We start from the raw sequence: 20,864 nt of genomic DNA, 5'->3' as shown, positions 1-20,864 counted from the left end.
ATAAATATTCATCCTTATTAAAATGAGTATCGTTTTTTAGATTAAAAAGAAATCTTTTTTCGAATAATGATAGTAAATAAAATAAATAGGATTACATTAATGCTTACAAAACTATACAAAAAGGTTATGAGTGGCATCTTTGTTAATACAATAATGACTAAGCTGATAAATCCTCCGAATAACAATGAAACTCCACCCCATTGAATAACCTCTTTTGAAAAATGCCTTCTAATCGTTTTTTGATTCCATCCTATGACAAAATACATTTGGAATTCATCTTTTCGTTCTTGAAGTATCGAATGAATGGCATCACTTATACTCATCATCGTCAATCCAATGCTAGCGATAAGGATTCCAACTTGAAAGATTAGTGTAACATTAGCTGCAAATGCTCCTAATGTTGTTTCATTCGATTTACTGAACGTTTCAATAATATTAACCATTTGAGTAACCATAACGATACTTGAAACAATCAAAACGATTCCTGTTGGAATTATTAATGACCAATAATGGTAGATTGCCGAAAATCTTTTATAAGCTTTGATGCGTTTCTTTTTCGTTTTGTCTTTTCTAAAGATAATGAATACAATTACAATAGCAAATAGATAGAGAATCAGTTCAAATAAATAGACGAACGATGAAAAACCAATACCTGTTAATCTAAGAACCACTAAACTACATAAAATCGAAAAGGTAAGGATGATGATTTGCTCTGTGCAATTGCGTATATAAATATTTGATTTGTCCCAACCTAATTTATATAAAATTTCATTCTCTAAAAACAACGCATTCCGCTCATATACCAATCGGGAACTTAACCAAATAAGGCCAAAAAGTGTGAATAATATTGTAGTTATTAACGTCATTTTATTCCATCCCGCTTGTAAGGACTGCGCTATTCCTAATGTGGTCCAGGGGCTAGTAACTAAACCATAACCCTCGACGTCCATGTTAAGTTTTTTAAATGATGATCCCGCTACAATATCTACTTCAAACCCTTGTTTGAATAAATCGGTCGCAACATTCTCAATTTTTTCTTGGGCTTCCTTGTTATAAGAATCAATTCCCGCTACACGAATTCGAATCGCATCAATTGGTTTGTCCCCTTTTATTAATTGTGCAGCTTCTAATGTCGTAACACCAGCGGCCGGAGTAGCGATGAAACTTCCCGGGACGGTAGTAGGGGTAATTTTTGTACCGTCTTGTGTATGTACTTCTTCGGTTGAATAAATTCCAAGTGGACTAGATGCCAAGTTCGTTTCGTTTGATACCGGAGTATACGTTCCCATCTGCCAAAGCATAAATGGTGCCTTTAGGTCTGGATTCTGTAAGTAGCTTTCTCCTTTTTGGTAAACATCTTTATATAAAGGAGGTTGCCCATCTTTCACTTTTTTTACAGTGATTTGATTTTGATCCAACTGATAATTAATCTTCGAAGCTGTGTAAAATAAAGCAGTGTCATTAAATAGATGACCTTCTCCATCTTTTCCTTTTTCCACTTGATAATCTTTAGTAATTTGCACAAAGGTTCCATCAAATGGGCTTTGGTAGGAGCTCAAATCGATTAAAACTGTTTGACTATCTATAATTGGTTCTTGATTTAGCTGTTCTTCCAGCTCAAATATTTTGTCCGGCTCGATAATGAAAATAGGCTCCTCAACAGGTATTCCATACATTTGCTTAAATTCTTCTAAACTATGAGTTAGATTAAGCCTGTCCACTTTTAATTCAAGATTGAGCGGTATATGTAGGTCATTTCTTTTCAAGACGGGGACTAACTCAGCATCTCCTTTAAGTTTTAATAAATCTTCTACAATCATTTGGTCGCTACTATTCTTATCTAATTCTATATATATATTTGAAAAATCAATCCCCGTTAATTTCCCTTCACTTTCTGGGTCTATCCCTGTTAATAAGTAATAGTTTAAAGGCATTTTAATACCCATAAATCCTGTCATATTCGGACTAGTTGAAATTAACTCCCTATAATTTAAAGGTTCACCCTCAAAATAAGTAAGATTTTCTTGATCGGTTAATGGGTACTTATTTAAACCATCAGATGTGTAAAACTGCCAAGTTATTCTGGCTGGATATTCGAGAAGAGGAAGTTCAATCGATGTACGGTTTCCTGAAAAATATCCAATTGAAGCTACGGGAGCTGCTACCTCAATATCGTTTCGATTTTTAATTTCCTCCCATTGTTTCAACGATATTCCGCCAGAACCATCACCAATATAGTTTTCCTCTACAATACCAACTGATTTTTCAATATACGTCCGGGAGTCCTTGGGACGAACAAGGATATCATAGGATCCACGACCATACTGTTCAATTGTTTCATTGAGAGTAACGGTAGATTCTTGGGTGAAATTTATTCCTAGCGGTACAAAGGTAAACATACAAAGCATGGCTAAAAAGATAAATATGGAATTGAGTTTTCTATTCCATAACCTTTTCCAAGCAAATCCCATCATTGAAAAATCACTTCTCCCTTAAAATTCCGGCTTTTAGTTCATATACTTGATCACCTTTTTTAGCCACTTCCAAATCATGGGTAACGACGATAATGGTAATCCCTTGTTTTTTTAACATTGAAAATAATTCTGTGATTTGATCACGATTTTCAATGTCTAGATTTCCGGTCGGTTCATCACATAATAGAAGTTTTGGGTCAGCAATTAAGGCCCTGGCAATAGCCACCCTTTGTCTTTCACCACCAGATAAACTGGAAGGAAGGCGGTCAAATAATTCTTCTTTTATTCCTACATCTAAAAGTAACTGTTTAGCTTTTTTTCTTAACATGATTTTGTCTTGATCGTATAGAAGTGGAAGCATTACATTATCAATTACTGAGTAATGGGGAAGAAGTTTAAAGTCTTGAAAAACAAAACCGATATTTTTTCGACGAAAGTTGCTTAATTCCTTTTCACTAAGTTTATTAAGTTGGATTTCGTCTATTAGAACTTCACCTTGGTCTGCTCTAATTATACCTGAAATACAATTTAGAAATGTTGATTTTCCTGAACCGGAAGGACCAATGATACTACACCATGATTCCTTTTGAATTTCTAGATTTATATTTACTAGTATATTATTTAGACCTTCACCAATTCTGTATTGCTTTGACAAGTTTTTTATTGCCAGCATGTATTGCCTCCTATGAATAATTTACTATTAATATCATATAATATAAAAAGTCAACTTCTCAATAAAAAAATGACAAATAGCAGGTGCTTGGTTGCCTTCCACGGTTCATCCACCGGGCCTCCTCTGGAATAGATTTGCAGGGTTTCGGCCCTAGTTGGTTCTCCCGTTAGGGTCTCCAAACACACTTGCTATTTGCATTTTATTTTTACAATAAATAGTTCATTTCAGACATTCCAATAAAAATTATTAATGATTTATCTTGTTAATTTTATACTTCCGTTCATAGAAAATGTATTGTAAAGTCCACTAACTGTAAAGGAATCAGTCCAAGTAAGTGTTGTTCTAGTCCCTAGGTTATAGTTGGATCCAAGAGTATAAGTTGAATAACTAGTAAAGGCTTGACCTCTAAAATCGTATTCCCCATTACCGTCTCTATACGTTACATAATAACGTGTTGAATCTGAGTCATACCAAGTGAGTTTTTTCTTAAAATTAGTAAGTGATATAGCTTTAACTGAATGGTGTTGTGGAGTCATACCACCCTCAACTGGTAAATACGCTGCTGAGGTATTGGATGCAAAAAAAGTAAATGCTAATCCTGCAACCAATACTCCCGCTGAAAGTTTTTTTAGTAATTTCATTTAAACATACTCCCTTCCTTAAAAGATATGAAAATTTGAAAAAACAGAACAGATACCCCCGCCTAATTTCAATATACAATATTTTACTAGGAAATAAAAGTAAAATATGTCAAAATATAATAAAATTTTGAGAATTTGGTAATTTTATAGAGAAAATCAGAAAAATTTGTAAAGATAGAACAAAATTATATTCGTCCAAATGGTTTAATTGCTCCTAGCAATTCAACTTTTGAAAGTCTAACAGAGTTCCATCCAAATCAAAATCGGCTGCTTTTATCATTTTTTATTCAAATCCTCTATTATCGTTTATATGCTTTGATAATCATTGTTGTGGGAAATCGTCTTGCTTTAGCTATCCGAACTTACTAAATGTAATTAATCCCTCGATTTGGAAGACCCATTTAGAAAATCGACCATTTTTACTTTTAAGGGTAGGTACTAAATCTAGACTTCGACATAATAATTGCAACCTATTTTCAATTGTGATAAAATTTATAGCAAGAAGAGCAGTGGCTCTATAAGTAGAGTTATTGTAAGATCCACTCGGTAGATCCAAACATTGATCTCCTGGGTGGATTTTATTTTGTTCCGAATCTAATCGTTTAGTACAAAGGAACTAACTCAGCAATTCGGCCCTACTACTAGACTAGGGTACTTCAGACCCTCAAGAAAAGTTTTCATCGGTTCTTCTTTAATTTATTAGAAATGTCGTAAAATAATATCCTTCATAATAATCTTTAAAGCTGCTTGTGTTTATGTTTTATTTTTCTTACACTTTATAAATCAATATTTTCACATAATTCTATTGGATATTCCAGAAAACAGTACTGAAATTTTTTATTTCATACATATTCTAAAACCTTCCCTTAAAATCATCTGCTAAAGTTTTCTTTTGTTTATTTCTCCCATCAGTTAGCGACACAACATTCTCCTTTTTAGTTACTTCATTTGTTGATTGTTGCCGGAAAACTTCAAGTTCTGTATAAAAATCCTGTGGATTCCTAAATGCCTCTTCTAAAGCCCTATTAATACGTTTATTTGCATTGTTCATATCAAGTAAGTTCTTTAGTGGAGTTCCATCCTTATCACTGTAATGAAACAATTTAAAAACGCATTCTTTCAAATGTTTAACTCGTTTTCTTAACTCACTATTACCTTCTTTTTCTTGCTTTATTTGTTGTTTCAAAGATTCATTTTTCTGCATTAATTCTCTCTCTTTTTGTATACTTCTTCTTACTTCATTTTCAAGAGGTAGTAAATGTTTAATTAACCTCTCTGGATTATTCGCGTATTTATAAGCTACATCAACCACATTTGGAATGTCTTTTTTATTTTCATTTCCGTCCACAAGAGTTACCGTTCTAATTTCGTTGGCAGTATCAATAGCCTTACGTCCAGGCTGATCTTTTTTTCTCCAAAAATCTTCCGAATAAGTTCTGCTACAAATGTCCGGGCGTTCATTATGTAGCTCTAAATGGTATTTATATAACTGTAAATACTTAATATCTCCTTGTGACTTAACATTTTCTCTATAATGACTTATGATTGCATATAATTCTTCCTCTTCAAATTTTGTTGAGGGTCTACCTCTTCCTTTTTTTCCATCACTCATCGTCATCATCTCCCTTTAATAATGTAAGACGAGCTATCTCTTCTAAATGTTCCTGAATATTTGCAGCATCAGTCTTCATTTTAGTAAAAATATTGGGATGTACTTCGTTTTGTTTTATCATTTCTGTGGTGAGACTTTCATTTAGGTTTTTTAAAAAGTTTCCCATTTCAATTATTTTTTGTTTTCTTTCAAGGATTTTCTTTTCAAATAACGGCTTTACTTCAAGTAATTCTTCAGGATGAATCCACCAATGCTTACATAACATGCACTCTTCACTTTCACACCTTTGTAATTCATCAATGCAAAAACCAATTTCCATTGCTAATCTCGTTTTATTATCTTTAGTGGGAAACTGTATACTTCTTCTTTCTATATCCTCTAATGTAATTTCGTTACCTTCAAAAGTGGTTCCTCTTAGCTCTCCATCCTTTCTTTTGAAACCATCAATCAGTTTTTTAACCTCGATATCTATAAAATATTCCGTATGGTTCGAATAATGATACTGAGCCTCAATTGTTGAATGTCCACCTAATCTAGCTATTTCAATGGGGGATATTCCTTGCATCAATAGGGAACAAAACGCAAAATGTCTAGTATCGTTAGGTCTTACTTCTCTTTCAATAGATTCATTGTAAATTCCATAAACGATATCTCTGTAAAATCTTTTTATTAAGCGCGCAAAGATTGCACTATTAAAATAGTCCATATTCCTCTTTTTCCTAGGAGCATTTTTTTCTTCCAATGTTAAAACTGTTCTATAAGAAATCAAAGTATTGCTTTCCCCATATGGAATAGTTAGCTTGATATAACCATCAATTAAATCAAATATATCTTTAGTGATTTCCAATGTATCAACCACTTGAACTCTACGGTGAGAAGCAGGTTTTTTCTTGCGTGGCAAAGTAATATAATATCTTCCATCAATTTCAGAAATACATTCTCTTCTAATCGTACAAAACTCACTTATACGTATTGGTATTACATTTGTTATCCTCCACCATAGTAAAATTGGTGCGAAAAATAATCTGTCAGGTGAAAACAATCCATTTTCAAAATATTGCTTAATACAATAATCTAATTTTATAACATCTTTTCCTTTGGGTAATCGCCTAATAATAGGTTCAATCTGTAAACCTTTCTTCATGTCTATCAGAGGTTTGTGATAAGTGTGAAAGGAATTCAATTCAGAAAATGTCAAAAAGTTTAAAGAAGTGAGTATTATATTGTAAACTGTTGTTAGCCCTTTCTTATCCTTATTGAGTTCATCCCCGAGATCAGTGCCCTTATTTAATTCATTACTTTCCATGTAATTTATAATTGTCGGTGTATAATTTCGTAAGGATTCTATAAAACCCATTAATTTATTAGGACTAAAAAAGTGGGTCTGTTCAAGTATCCTGATTAACAATCCGAATTTCCCCCTTACTGATTGAGGATAAAACTCGCTCAAAAGTTCGGCAACCCAACATTTAACCAAAATAACATAAGAAAAATCCCCATCGCCACGAAAAATAGTAGCATTTTTGACCATAGAGAAATCAAAAATAGTTGTGGTTCCTTTTGCAGAATGCACCTCAAAAGTCCATATATCTTCGTCAAATTCCCCATGAAAGATTTCTTCCTCATCTTTTAGAAATTCAAGGATTTCTTTTGATTTTTTAATACTATTTTCAATAGAAAATGTTTCTCCTGACAATTCATCCAATTCTATTAACTCTTCCAAATGGTCTAAATACATATTATCCACCTCCTAAGTTAACTGATATCGTTCTTCCAACGAATCTATCTTAGTTTGTTTAGCTTTAAATTCTTCACGAGAATCTGTAATAAACTCATATACATCCATTCCGAACCTCTGAATTGCTTGGGCAAACATTTCTAATTGTATATAAAATAACCTCGCCCGTTTTCTTTGTTCGTAGTATGTAATATTCGCTTCACTTTTTTGAGATTCTACAAAACTGTCCAATCTATCTTGTAGACTTACTCCAAGAGCTGAGAGGGCATAGTAATTTGGTATGGAGTATGCACAATCGAAACAATCAACACCTTGACCTTTCTTCACGCAAGCACTTTCTGCAACCAAACATTGGACATTATCTCGCTTACTGGGTAATTGATTTGTTCCAATCTTATTAACAAAATCTAATGCTTCATCTAATCCCATTGAAAGAATACGGTCTAAGATTGCTTTTCTATCACTTTGTATGACATTTAAGAAATTAGAAATCTCTTCGATTTTATCGACTCCTCCAAAGTAATTGTCTAAGAACTGAATTTCGGTGGTTCTTTTTTCTCTGTCGATTTCAATTCCTTGCAAAACATCCAGAAATGTATCGTATATAAAGCCAAACGAACCTCGTGCAAATAATTGTCGTGTGAGAAAATTTAATTCCTCTGCTGGAATTTCCACATATATATTAGTAGTTTCTTTCTCTAAGTGTCCTCTCATTTTCTGGATTGTCTTTAATCCTGCGTTCCCATTTTTCATCTTACTCAACAATACATAAATATAAGAGAGTAATGATCTATTCATCTTCCTTGAAGAAAAATGAAATTCTTTATCCTCATATAATTCAAAAAAATTTCTACGTCGGGAATTAGAAAACCTTTGATTCTTATTACCAAAATCGATTATTGATTCACGTAAGGGATAAAGTGCGTTAATTCTTAATTGGCAAATTGCAATTGCTGTAGCAAAGGGTTTTTTTAGTTCCTCAGAACAGAAGAAATAATTTTTAACCTGGGTTTTGGAAATAATAAATTCAGCTCTGTATACTTGTTTAATAATGTAATCTGCATCTTCATCACTCAACTCATTTTTCAGCATCCATTTCAAATCGGTAATTTGCGTTCCACTTAAATTCACTTGTGGGAATGTAATAACATCTGAATGCCTCCAAGCATTATTTAAATGCAAAAGAACATATAACCAACTTGTTGCATAATATTTTGAACTACTTCTCTTACCTACTGTAGTAATTTCTTTCAATACATCTTTTATAGATCTGTCTTTATGGAGAGGTATATCTTTTGAGTAGTTATAAATCTTTTTGTACACTTCGTATTCGTATATTGATTTATCCCGATGTTTAGTATCAAACTTGTGGGGGTCATTAATCCTATTAAAATCATAAGCTTTTACTTTCTTAAGATCCAATTGACCATGCACTGCTTTTAAATATAAATATATTATTATACGATATCTTTTTGGAATTTTATTGAATAAAAGATTTATATCATTTGCTTTTAGTGAATATATTTCTTGTTTTTTTGTTGAACTTACCAGAGTAATCAACGTTTCAGTACAATAAACATATTGATTAATGTCTATATCCTTTGTTTGCGGATTTGCTTTAGACTTTCTAAGCTTACTTGAAATATATTGAAACCATGTTTCAGTTGTAAATGGGCCTAATTTATTTATGTCTATCTCTTTAATTTTCAACCGATGTAGAAACGTTTGAAAATCTGATTCCATTGATACAGAAAAAAACTCAATACTAGTTCTTCTTTCTTCTAACCAGTTATTGAAAGTTTCTTTCAAATACATCCTACTCCTCCCTTTAAAAAAAGGACGAACCAAACTATCCACTTGTTCACTTTTAATATAATCTGAGTAAAAGTTAATACCTTCTGAATTAGCTTGTTCTCTTGCATCAGAGAGTGATATATATTTTTCTCTCAAATCTGTTTGAAGGTGTTTTAATTTATCTATATCTTCTTTTTTAAAGTATTTCCGACCATCTTTTGTCATAAAAGATTGGAGTTTGTAATCTTTTATAATCTTGCTGAAATGAATTACACGTTTAACAGATAAAATTTGTTTACTCTCATCGAGAGTATAATATTCAGAAAGATGCTTTCCTAATTTAGAATTACCGGATTGTGATTTTCCATTAGCACTCGCATCATGTGAAGTTATCTTATTGTTGTTGTTGTTGTTAATAAATATTTTTGTTGACTCAAGGAAGTTCACTAATAGTTCATATTCAAGATTTGTTATAAAGCTTTTGTCATATCCTAAAGAGAGGGGATTGATGCCTAATTTTCTAAAATTATCGTACCATCCTTGGTAAGTATAATCATACCTACTCTTTAATTTTTCTAATGGTGTATAATTTTTGAAGAATTTCACTACTGATAATTTACCTATGAAAAAGGTTTGATATTGATTAGCGTATTCCATACATATACATTCAAAAGGTGAGTTTCTTTCCAACTTATTCAATTTCCTTTTCACTTGCCTTATTGAATCCTTGGTAGTTTTGATCCCTAGTAAACTCACAAACTCTCTAATAGAAATATAATTTTCGAAGATATTGGATTCGTATTCTAGATAATCTTTTAACGATTTAATGTCAACTTGGTTTGCATCCCCAATTACCAAACCAAGTTTAATCAATCTTTTAATTTTATATCTTGCTGCTACAACTGTTAAGTCAAGTTCTTGATCAGGAAGGTTCCCGTTCTCTCTCAAATATTTATAAGCTGAGCCGATTTTTATCATTAATGTCACTTCGTAAAAACCTCCCAATTCCATTTGTTACCCAAAACATTCCCCATATCCAAGGTCTCAGTATTCGAGAAAGCATTCATTGCCTCTTGGAAATTAGATAACGAGTTCCTATAGTCGATATATTCTTTTGCTGATAAGGTACTTTTATCTCCTCGAGCAATAGCCATTTGTCTGTCATCTAGCCCCATACTGTATAAATAGTTAGTAAAAACCCCTCGCCCAATATGAGTTCCCCAAATAGCTTCATCAAGCATTCTAAAATCTGAATATCTACCAGAAGTGTTTGCTAATTTATAAATATAAGCATATTTAACTTTTGCAAATTTCTTTTCATATGACCCACCAGAAATAGTTCTACCTTTTTCATCAACAAAGAAAGCATAAGGATTATCTTGCCTAACTTTAGCATTCATTATCATATGGGCATCGTATAATTCTCTTAAGTAAGCACTTGGCAATACAGGTTGCAGACGTGGTCTTTTCACTTGTTCCTTTGTAGTATTCTTTAGATGTTTAAATAAACGGTATTGGTTGTCTAAGACAGCAATATAATTTGAACCATCTAAAAAGTCTGTCGGGATAGTTGCCTTAGTTTGATTCACAATCTCACCCCTGCGTAATCCCGCAAAAAATCCAAGAGCGATGCCAAAAGCGATGTCAGGGGATACCCTTCGTGCTTCTTCAATAAACTCGTAAACTAACTTGTTTCTTTTTACAGGATTGTCCCCAAAGTCTTTTAGTTTGTTCCTAACTGGATCATCGGTAGTTGGGTATTGTGTATTCAAACTTACATGGTCAAAAGGAGTAATAATTACTTCATCTCCCTGTCTATTTACATATGTATCAAATTCTATTTCTTCATCAAGTAATTTCATGTCAGCTAAGTATTCATAAAACCTTATGAGGTATCTTTCAATAGAATGTTTAACATATTTATATGATAGTTTTTTTTCGGCACAGTAAGTAATGTATCGTGCTCCATGAATAAGTTGTAATCCTCTAAAACCCTTTTCAGATATTATTTGAAACTCCGGTATCCCAAGAATTATTTGCTCGTTTAAAAAGTTTAAAAATTTCACTATTTCTCTAGCTGGATTCATTTGAGTACTTAAAGACTTTCCTTGATATTGATACTTTTGTCTAATAAAATGTGTAATAGGATGAGGAACTGGGAGACCTGTGTTCTTATCTTTTACCCCTATAGTAACTACTGTTTTTTCTTCTAACTGGTTGTTATTAAGTAAATGCTCTATTTTTGTTTCTGTTGCAAACCATCTGTAATTCTCTAATCTCATTACAAGTTAACACTCCTCACGATTCATATTCCTTACCACTATGCGACACTAGTATTTCTCCTACAAATTTATATTAATATTATGTGTGTATTTAAGTTAAAGGTCCTCGAACTTCGTTCTGCGGATACGCTATCCTCGCTACGAGGCTTTGTCCTCCTATAGACAATTAATATATCTTAATAAATTTATGTAATTCAGAATTGAATTTAAATCCCATCTTATTATAATGTGGGATAAAAGTAAAACCCTTATATACACTAATATATAAGGGCTTGTTTTATATAAATCTGTTTAATTTGGTTTTTCCCCATAATAAGATGTACAACGCGTAGAAGGACGCATCCACCTCGACGATCGGAAAATGACCAGCATATTCCTTTAGTTTATCCCTTGGCGAGGTCCCTGTAGCATATAGGCTATCATGGTCTCCCCATCCAGTTACACCAATGTAGATCATGGGTTCACCTCCATTATTCTTTTTATAATCAGCAACTATATCATATATTTTAACACTTAGAGGAAGTTTGTTAATACATCTCAGATCGCTTTTGGGGACCATGAGCAACTCTACCAAAATATAAAATGCACCATACGGTTTCGTCCGCATGGTGCATATCAGGCTAATACTTTCATTATATAAAAACCTTAGATTTCATGTAAGAAAAACTAGCGTTGTGTTAAATCAATAGCATTTCCGCTTACTATTAACAGCACAAGTCCTGCTAGTACATGATCTTCCCCACGTTTTACAATCAATTTTTTACCAATTCGTTTAATCCAAGAAAATCCAATGCGTTTTGTCCAAGCATTAATTTTGCATCCGCTTCTGAAATATCCTCAAGGCTGTCAATAACCTTTCCAACCGGCTTTTCACGTAGTAGGAATGGATAATCAGATCCTGCAATAATTTGCTTTGTCCCAAATCGATCAATCATAAGTTTCAAATTATCCGAATCGTAAACGAGTGAATCATAATACAGTTTTTTCGCGTAAAAGCTCGGAGGCTTTTCTGTATTCCGGGTATTCGGCCAGACTTCCCAGCCTTTATCCATTCTTGGAAGGATATAAGGAAGGGAGCCCCCACCATGCGCAAAGCAAATTTTAAGATTTGGAAGCTTATCTAACATCCCACTCATAATAATGCTTCCTGCCGCTAGAGCTGTCTCTGATGGCATTCCTACTGTATACATGGAATTGAAACGTTGCAGCCTTTCTTTCCCTAGCGTTGCCCATGGGTGGACAAAAAGTGGAACATTCAATTCTGCTGCTGCTTCAAAAAAAGGATACAGGGAATTGTCATCTAGATTCTGTCCGTTGACATTCGATCCTATCTGAATTCCTTTCAGTCCTAGTTCATTAATAGCCCTCTCCATCTCGGCTATCGCCTGTTGTACATCTTGTAGTGGGACTGTCCCCATTCCAATAAATCGATCCGGGTATTTCTTTACCACTGAAGCGATGAAATCATTTTGTGACTGGGCAAGCTCTAATCCGGCTTGTGAATCTGACCAGTAGGCGAAGGTAACAGGAATCGGTGACAGTACCTGAATATCCACACCTTCCTTATCCATGTCTTCAATCCGTTTTTCAGGATCCCATGTCTGGTCGGTTATCTTTCTAAACGTTTTACCCTGTATCTTAATTTCAGCACCACAGCTGCAGCTATTGTGTAAAACCGGAAACCGTTCATCTGCATATTTTGCTGCCATGTCAGGGAAATCTTCCGAAATGATGTGGGTATGAAAATCAACTCGTAATTTTTTTTTCAAAGCTACAAAACCTCCTTTCTTAAAATTAAACAAATAATCTTTCTATTTCTTAATTTCCGTACCATAAGTTAAATAGCTTTTCGGTGGTGTGCTTCCCCACATATCAAGTCCAAACTGCCCCGTTCCTGATTGCCATTCAATCGGCTCCCAGTCTGGTGCAAAAATAAGCATTCCACCTGTCCACAGTTCCACTCGATTCCCAGAAGGTTCAAAGGCATAAAGGAATTGTGCTCCACTTGTACCGTGCTTTCCAGGTCCCCACTCGATTTTGATGTCATTTTCAGCCATGATATTCAGTGCACGCAGCAATTCATCTGGGGAATCCAAGAAATAAGCTACGTGATGAAGAAGTGCACCTGTTTGATTACTGTTACGCATGAGTGCAATTTCATGTGCAATATTTGTTTTGCTTAACCATGAGCCTAGGCGAACATCGACTTCATTTTGGATATAGTAACGATGATGGATTCCTAGGAAATTTGTCCACCATTCCTGTTCATTTGCAACATCATTCACCATTACATTCACATGGTCAAAGCGGCGAGGCGCTGCACCTTTTCCAGTGTATTTCATTGGGTGACTTGGCAATTTAGAAGCTGTTAGTGGGTTAGAGTACTTTTCCATTTCCCAGTATAGCTCAACAGGAATACCAGCTGGGCTGTAGAATTTGATAGCATCCCCCTGTCCTAGTTCTGTTCCACCTTCAATCCACTCGTAGTCTGTACCTGATTCTTTTAACGATTTTTCGAATGCATAAAGCGACTTTTCTGAGTTAACTCGCCAACCAAAGTGATCCAACCCTGATTTTTCAGACTTATTAAGAACCAATGTGTGATGATCCCAGTCTTGCCATGCTCGAAGATAAACCTTGTCTTTTTCTTCTGCGGATACATGCAGCCCGAGAACCTCAGTGAAAAACCATGTAGATCTTTCAAGGTTAGTCACATTGATCGATGCATGACCAATGTGTGCAACATTCGATAATTTCAAATCGAGTTCAGTAAGTTCTACCTCTTTTTGTTTTGCATTTGATAAAGTCATAATTTTATACCTCCCATTTTTCTTTTAGATTTTGGATAAATTATCAAAATGGAAATGCTTACATTTTTTCTACCATTATTTAAATAATTTATCAGACAAAAATATGGATTCTTCGGCTTGCAGGATTTTGTTCCTGTTCTAGTTCCTATTATATGACCGTGAAAATGCAAACAAAAGCGCTAGATTCCTCTATGTGGAACAATAGTTAAAAAATTAAAATAACTCAAAAAATTATTACCTTGGTTTAATCATTTGTCTCTCTTTCATATAAAAAGAACAAGTTTCGGTATAAAGCCACCACCGTACCCGTTTCCGTATTTACAAAGTGCTAAATCCCTTTATGTGGAAACAGGGGAGATTTTTTAAAAAAAAGAAAGAAAATTCCATAAAAAAGATGAATGTTACCGTTTTCATGTACACAATCAGATATAAATGATAGAATATTTAGAACATAAACAATTTTTATCTTAGCTAAATTACTCACTTAAAACTTCCACTATATGGAACTACTCACGAAAGGGGAATAGAAAATGTCTAAGGAAAGAAATAATCCACAAATTCTCTCATCCGTCAGTAATGCACTACGTATTCTCAAAAGCTTTTCTACTTTTGAACCAACACAAAAGGTGAGTGATCTTTCAGAATCTCTCGGTCTAGCGAAAAGCACAGTAAGTCGTTTGCTTACTACACTAGCCCATGAAGGTTTTGTAGTAAAAGAAAAAAGCACTGGAAAGTACAAACTTGGATTATCCGTATTAACTTTAGGTGGGATTGTTACGAATCACTTGGAAATTCATAAAGAAGCAGCCCCCCTGCTACATAAATTAGTGAACGATACCGGGGAAACCGCACATTTATCAATTCTGGATGGTACGGATACAATCTATATTCATAAGGAGGAATGCAGTCATCCAGTTCGAATCCTTACCCATCTTGGAAGAAAAAACCCTGCTTACTGCACAAGCTCAGGGAAAGTCCTACTTGCTTATAATGAAAGTAATCTTGTCGAAAAGGTAATCGAACGTGGGCTGCATGCTTATACAAGCAAAAGTATTACAGATCCCGATGAGTTGCGGAAAGAAATGCAGGTAATCCGAGAAAGAGGATATGCAATCAGTACTGAGGAATTAACCGAAGGAACAAGATCCGTTTCAGCACCTATCCGTGATTATACAGGGAAAGTAGTCTCTGCTATAAATGTAGTTGGACCTCTTCAACGTATGCCAGACTATAAGGTACCTGATATTGCAAAAAAAGTTGTGAATGCAAGCAATGAAGCATCTGAACGATTAGGATATGATAAGCGGTTTCTGGAGATCAGGTAGATTTTTAGAACGTCTCTTATCTATATGGGTGCTTTATGGATTTGCTGTTAGTTGGTAATAAAGCGTCTATTCCAGGAGGCAGTGGAGGAATTGGTAAAGCCAGTACTCGCCAATTTTCTATAGAAGATGTTGATTGTAGTATCTATTTAAGTTTTTAGTCGACATTCTCTCCAATATATAAGGATCTATGATTATTTTCTTCAAAAAAATTAGGGATACATTATACAAAAGGTAGACTCAAGATTGAGTCTACCTTTTTTGGAAGCTACGAAACTCCCAAATATTTATGCTGAATGTCCTTATTTTCTAACAATTCATCTGGTGTACCATTCCAAACAATCGTACCCTTGTTCATGATTAAGATCTCATCCGCTACCTGGCAGGCAAGTGAAATATTTTGCTCAACCATTAATATCGAAAGTCCGGTCTCTTTTAGCCTACTCACAATCTCACCCACTTGATCAATAATAACCGGGGCGAGTCCTTCAGATGGCTCATCCATTAAAAGAAACTGCGGATTAGTCATCAATGCCCGTCCAATTGCCAGCATTTGCTGCTGTCCACCGGATAGCTGCGTACCCATATTATTTTCGCGTTCCTTAAGAATTGGGAATAGTTCATAAACCTTATCGATATCCCAGTTTACTGCTTTACTATTTCCTTTTCCTTTGCGAGCAGGCATCGTTAAATTTTCTTTAATGGTGAGGGAAGGAAATATTCTTCTTCCTTGTGGTACTAAGCCAATGCCATGACGAGTAATTTGGTGTGTTGGTAAAGCTTGTACTTGTTTATCTTTAAAAGTGATGGTACCGCGTTTTGATTTAACGAGACCAGATATAGTATGAATCGTTGTTGTTTTTCCTGCTCCATTTCGCCCCAAAAGTGCGACACATTTTCCCTCTGGCACGTTAAATGTAACCCCTTGAAGGATATGACTTGTTCCATAATAGGAATGAACATCTTGTAACTCAAGCATGTTTTTTCGCCCCTCCACCGAAGTAAATTTCCTTTACCATATCGCTATTTCTCACTTCTTCAGGAGCACCAGTTAAAATTGGCTCGCCATGATGAAGTACAGTAATTCGATCTGCAATTGCAAAGACTACGTCCATATCATGTTCAATTACTACTAACGCCATCGAGCGTGGCAGTCTTTGAATCATCTCAGAAGTTTGAGTTGTTTCTGCTGGAGACATTCCTGATGTTGGTTCATCTAATAAAAGAAGCTTTGGTTTACTAGCCATCGCCAATAGTACTTCTAGTAAACGTTGTTCCCCATAGGATAGATTGTTTATTTTCACATCACGGCGATGAGTTATCTTCCATTCTTCTAATATCTCATTTGTTTCTTTTTTTATATCAGAACGACTAGTTAGGGAAAACCATATATCATGACGATATTTTTTCCTGGCTGCCAAGGCAAGATGAATATTCTCTTCCACCGTTAAATCACCAAATAAATTATTCTTTTGAAATGTTCGTGACATCCCCAAATGAACTAATCTATGGGCAGGAAGATTTGTAATATCTTTCCCTTCAAAATGCACCGTTCCTGAAGTAATCGGAAGATGGTTTGTAATAGAATTAAAAAGAGTTGTTTTCCCAGCACCATTTGGACCAATGATAACATGGCGTTCGCCTGGCTCTACTTCCAATGATACATCATGTAGTACTTGTAGGGTTCCAAATGATTTATTGATTTTATCTACTTTTAGTAAGCTCAACTGATAACCTCCTCCTTTTCTGATTGATTAGTAGAGGAAACCTGATTATTTTTGGGTTTTCTTTTAAAAATCATATCGACACCTAATTTCAACCACTGGATGACTCCGCCTTTTCCAAGTAGGACAAGGAAGATGAGAATGGCACCCAAAATCAATGGCCATCTTTCCGTATAGGTACTGATAAAGTTTTGTAGAAAGATGAATACACCTGCTCCAATCGCTGGTCCAAGCAATGTTCCTACGCCCCCAATGATAACCATGATCATTACTTGACCAGAGAACAGCCAACCAGATAACTCTGGAGAAACGAAAACGTTATAGAAGGAATAAAGTGACCCAGCAAACCCTGCTAATGCTCCAGAAAGGGTATAGGCTAATAGTTTATAAACACGAACGTCATAGCCAAGTGCCCTCATACGTCCTTCATTTTCCATGACGCCTTTCGTGATTTTTCCTGCTGGAGATTCAACGAATAATCTTAGTAAAATAAAGACAGCGACAAAAATAATTCCCATCACATAATACATCGTTTGTGGATCAAATATGTCACCAAACCCCAGATTCATAATAGCGGAAACAGTCATCCCATCCGCTCCACCTGTTATATCCTTCATTTGCCAAAATAGAGTAAATATCAATTGGCTAAAGGCAAGCGTAATCATAAGAAAGTAGAATTGAGAAGTACGAATAAATACTGCCCCAGTAATCAATGCAAGCAATCCAGCAATTAGAACCGCGATAATAATGATTAAATACGTATTAGTCACAAACTGCCCGATTAATGCAACAGAATAGGCACCAATTCCAAAAAAGGCAGCATGCCCTAAGGAATCTAGACCAGCATAGCCCATAATTAGTCCTAAGCTCATGGCGAACATGGCCATAATAAAAATTTCAGTTGTTAAATTCGTTCCAAAATCAGAAAGTACTTGCGGCACTATGAAAACGACGAGGAGAAGTAATACAGCATAAAGAATATTTTTCTTCAATTATGCCACCTCTCTTCCAAATAGACCTTGAGGGCGAATGATTAATATAACCATCATGATTAAGAATACAATGAGCATGGATAAGGATGGGAACCAAACTTTTCCAAATATTTCTAATACCCCAATAATTAATGCACCAATAAACGATCCCTTCCATGAACCTAAACCACCTATAACAACAACTATTAAGGATGTGATAAGGATCTCAGCATCCATTCCTGTATACATACCTAAGAGTGGTCCACCTAAAACACCACTAAATCCAGCTAAGGCTGCTCCAAAGATAAATACACCTGTAAATACAACTCCTACATTAATACCAAGAGCACTAACCATTGCGCGGTCATCTACCCCTGCACGAATGACTGCGCCTACACGTGTCTTTGCTTCTAAATACCATAGTAAACCGGCTAATAAAATACCAACAAATACGACAAATAAACGAAATACCGGGAATGCCATATCCCCAATTGGGATGGACAAATTAAGAATTGCAGGTGCTGGAATTAATTGCATTTCTGTTCCCCAAATCCACTTAACTGAGTCTGCAATAACTAGCATTAAACCAAATGTCAGCAACACTTGCTGCAGCACTTTTCCATAAACACGTTTGATTAATACTTTTTCAAGGATATAACCAAATATCCCTACTGAAATAGCGGATAATAGTAGTGCAAACCAAAAGTTAATCCCATTGCTGATAAAGGTAAAGGCCAAATAGGATCCTAGCATAAATAGTGCTCCATGAGATAGATTGACAACATTCATAACGCCTAGAATAATCGTTAGCCCTGCTGCAATCATAAAGTACAGCATTCCATATGCAATACCCGTTATAAGTTGAACTAGAATTATATCCAAGGACTCTCCCCTCTCTTCCTTTAAAAATGTAGTAGAATAATCAGTTTTTTAATGAATAAATGGGGTTGTCTTTTTGGACAGCCCCATTTATTTAGTTTATCGGAATTTTTTAGTAACCATTATTCAAATGGTGATGTTTCCGGCATTGTTACTTTTTCTTTTGTTTCAATTACCTGAGGAACAAGTTTTCCATCTTTCATCACATTTTTCGTAATATAGATATTCTGAATAATGTTATGCGTTTTTTCATCAATTGTACTTGGTCCGCGTGGACTATCATAAGAAATACCTGGTAATTCTTTGATTAACTTTTCTGCTTCTACGCTGCCTGCTGCAGCTAGAGCTTTGTCAATAACTGTTGCTGAGTCATATCCATTAACAGAGAACGTATTTGGAAGCTTTCCGTATTTCTTTTCATAAGCTTCAACAAATTTTTTGTTTAAATCATTCTCCAACCAAGGTGAGTATACGGTTCCAGCAAGATATCCTTCCGAACCATCTCCAGTAGGCTCTAACATTAGTAAATCACCAAACTCTAATGTTCCAGACATTGGTATTTTATCTTTTAAACCAAATTCCTTGTATTGTTGAATATAACGAATACCGTCACTACCAGCAAAGAAGGAATAGATTACATCTGGCTCCAGACTAGATGCTTCCTGTAAATAAGTAGAAAAGTCATTTGTCCCTAATTTCGGATAAAGTTCTTTTATTACTTCACCGCCCGCTTCTTCATAGGCAGCCTTAAAGGATCTTAACACTTCAATACCAGCAGGGAAATCAGAACCCATAATAACCGCTTTTTTACCAACATTTTCTGCTACATACTCCCCAAGAGCGTATCCATTTTGCCAGTTAGACCAAGAAACACGGTATACATAATCACTCTTTTTACCCCAGTTAAGATCGTCTGCTGCTGCGTTTGGTATAATCATTGGAATTTGGTCTTTATTTACTTCATCACGTAATGCAAGAGCGATAGATGAGTTAGTTGTTCCAACTAGAAGGTCTACTTTTTCACTATGAACTAATTGACGATATTTTCTTAAACCAACTTGTGGATTTCCTTCGTCATCTTCAAATTTAAGCTCTACATTTTTACCGCCTAATTTTCCACCATGTTCCTCTAAATATAGTTCGAACCCTTCTTTAATACTGTCGGATAATGGTGCCAATGGACCCGTGAAGGAAAGGACAAAACCAATTTTAATTGTTTCTCCTTCTGCTGATTGAGGTTTCTCCCCAGTTGAGGTAGATTTTTGTTTTTCCCCTCCGCAGCCTGCAACAAAAAGCATCATTGTTACAAGAAGCAGGCAAATTAATTTCCATTTTGACTTCGTTTTCTTTTTCTCCATTTTCAATTCCCCCTTTTGTGATTAAAAATTGGTTACTATTTCAAAACTACCTTTTTAAACGCTTACATATTTGTTTTATGAAATATGACAATACCTCCTTTTCGCTTTCAACACCTTTCTCGAAATGTTCTGATTTTTCTATCTAACTCGATGTTAATCTGACTTTGTTCCTACTGCAACACCCTTGTTCCGCTATACGCAACTTATTAATTTTTTTATAAAAAAATAAAAAACCACCTTGATATAAAGGTGATTTTTCAAATTTCTTTAGCAATTTCCTTGTTCTATCAGTCCGCAACTCTAGCAAAGGCTGGGTAAAATAAAAAACAGGTCAGGTTTACTTACTAGAATAAATGAAACGATAATCCGCAAAAATCAAAAAAATACAATCAATGCGGTTCTTTAATATGTGGTACAAGATCACTCAACTGTAATACCGGATAATAAATCCATGCAGCAAATAAATTTTCCATTCCATAAAAAAATCCACAGTCCAAATGACCGTGGTAGACCCCAAACTTTATACTATCTTACAAAAAGGCAAGGGTTTCCCCTTGCCTTGTAGAACGACAATTTTAAGCTGTTT

The 20,864-nt window shown here is 34.9% G+C and carries 15 protein-coding genes and 1 pseudogene; 1 reads left to right on the top strand and 15 read right to left on the bottom strand.

Annotated elements, in window-relative coordinates:
- Positions 1–41: 41 nt before the first annotated feature.
- From DZB84_RS14325 to DZB84_RS14275, 10 genes and pseudogenes are all read right to left on the bottom strand, one after another.
- On the bottom strand, positions 42–2,474 hold the full coding sequence (locus DZB84_RS14325; RefSeq protein WP_116352951.1) for a hypothetical protein: 2,433 nt from the start codon (positions 2,472–2,474) through the stop codon (positions 42–44).
- A 7-nt stretch (positions 2,475–2,481) separates the two neighbouring features.
- Positions 2,482–3,147 carry an ABC transporter ATP-binding protein gene (locus DZB84_RS14320; RefSeq protein ID WP_116352950.1) on the bottom strand — a complete coding sequence of 222 codons (666 nt, stop codon included), beginning with the start codon at positions 3,145–3,147 and terminating at the stop codon, positions 2,482–2,484.
- Between the two features lie 254 nt (positions 3,148–3,401).
- Positions 3,402–3,788 carry a hypothetical protein gene (locus tag DZB84_RS14315; RefSeq protein WP_116352949.1) on the bottom strand — a complete coding sequence of 129 codons (387 nt, stop codon included), beginning with the start codon at positions 3,786–3,788 and terminating at the stop codon, positions 3,402–3,404.
- 853 nt (positions 3,789–4,641) lie between these two features.
- Positions 4,642–5,400 (bottom strand): hypothetical protein, encoded by a 759-nt coding sequence (locus tag DZB84_RS14305; protein ID WP_116352947.1) that lies wholly within the window; start codon positions 5,398–5,400, stop codon positions 4,642–4,644.
- The gene (locus DZB84_RS14300; RefSeq protein WP_116352946.1) at positions 5,393–7,138 is read right to left on the bottom strand and encodes a site-specific integrase; all 1,746 of its coding nucleotides are present in this window, start codon (positions 7,136–7,138) and stop codon (positions 5,393–5,395) included. Before DZB84_RS14300 ends, DZB84_RS14305 begins: the two co-directional genes overlap by 8 nt.
- Positions 7,139–7,150: 12 nt before the next feature.
- Positions 7,151–9,919: a hypothetical protein gene (locus tag DZB84_RS14295; protein ID WP_116352945.1), complete on the bottom strand. Its 2,769-nt coding sequence runs from the start codon at positions 9,917–9,919 to the stop codon at positions 7,151–7,153.
- Positions 9,916–11,214 (bottom strand): hypothetical protein, encoded by a 1,299-nt coding sequence (locus tag DZB84_RS14290; RefSeq protein ID WP_116352944.1) that lies wholly within the window; start codon positions 11,212–11,214, stop codon positions 9,916–9,918. Before DZB84_RS14290 ends, DZB84_RS14295 begins: the two co-directional genes overlap by 4 nt.
- Before the next feature lie 322 nt (positions 11,215–11,536).
- A pseudogene (locus DZB84_RS14285) lies at positions 11,537–11,671 on the bottom strand (DUF72 domain-containing protein); the annotation flags it as partial.
- A gap of 295 nt (positions 11,672–11,966) precedes the next feature.
- On the bottom strand, positions 11,967–12,983 hold the full coding sequence (locus DZB84_RS14280; RefSeq protein ID WP_116352943.1) for an amidohydrolase family protein: 1,017 nt from the start codon (positions 12,981–12,983) through the stop codon (positions 11,967–11,969).
- Positions 12,984–13,025: 42 nt separating this feature from the next.
- Positions 13,026–14,024: a VOC family protein gene (locus tag DZB84_RS14275; RefSeq protein WP_116352942.1), complete on the bottom strand. Its 999-nt coding sequence runs from the start codon at positions 14,022–14,024 to the stop codon at positions 13,026–13,028.
- A 530-nt stretch (positions 14,025–14,554) separates the two neighbouring features.
- Between DZB84_RS14275 and DZB84_RS14270 the strand changes: the two genes are divergently transcribed.
- The gene (locus DZB84_RS14270; protein ID WP_116352941.1) at positions 14,555–15,349 is read left to right on the top strand and encodes an IclR family transcriptional regulator; all 795 of its coding nucleotides are present in this window, start codon (positions 14,555–14,557) and stop codon (positions 15,347–15,349) included.
- 265 nt (positions 15,350–15,614) lie between these two features.
- Here the strand turns inward: DZB84_RS14270 and DZB84_RS14265 are convergent, their stop codons facing one another.
- The 5 genes from DZB84_RS14265 to DZB84_RS14245 form a co-directional block, all read right to left on the bottom strand.
- Entirely contained in the window at positions 15,615–16,325 is a 711-nt protein-coding gene (locus DZB84_RS14265; protein ID WP_116352940.1) for an ABC transporter ATP-binding protein, read from the bottom strand.
- Positions 16,318–17,073 (bottom strand): ABC transporter ATP-binding protein, encoded by a 756-nt coding sequence (locus DZB84_RS14260; protein WP_116352939.1) that lies wholly within the window; start codon positions 17,071–17,073, stop codon positions 16,318–16,320. Before DZB84_RS14260 ends, DZB84_RS14265 begins: the two co-directional genes overlap by 8 nt.
- Positions 17,070–18,062, bottom strand: a complete 993-nt coding sequence (locus tag DZB84_RS14255; RefSeq protein ID WP_116352938.1) for a branched-chain amino acid ABC transporter permease — start codon at positions 18,060–18,062, stop codon at positions 17,070–17,072. The genes DZB84_RS14260 and DZB84_RS14255 overlap by 4 nt, the downstream gene beginning before the upstream one ends.
- The gene (locus tag DZB84_RS14250; RefSeq protein ID WP_116352937.1) at positions 18,063–18,923 is read right to left on the bottom strand and encodes a branched-chain amino acid ABC transporter permease; all 861 of its coding nucleotides are present in this window, start codon (positions 18,921–18,923) and stop codon (positions 18,063–18,065) included.
- A gap of 119 nt (positions 18,924–19,042) precedes the next feature.
- On the bottom strand, positions 19,043–20,278 hold the full coding sequence (locus tag DZB84_RS14245) for an ABC transporter substrate-binding protein (RefSeq protein WP_116352936.1): 1,236 nt from the start codon (positions 20,276–20,278) through the stop codon (positions 19,043–19,045).
- Positions 20,279–20,864: the final 586 nt, after the last annotated feature.

Source organism: Bacillus sp. HNG, assembly GCF_003400205.1.
Lineage (GTDB): Bacteria > Bacillota > Bacilli > Bacillales > Bacillaceae_L > Ferdinandcohnia.
This window is presented reverse-complemented; position numbering and strand designations above follow the sequence as displayed.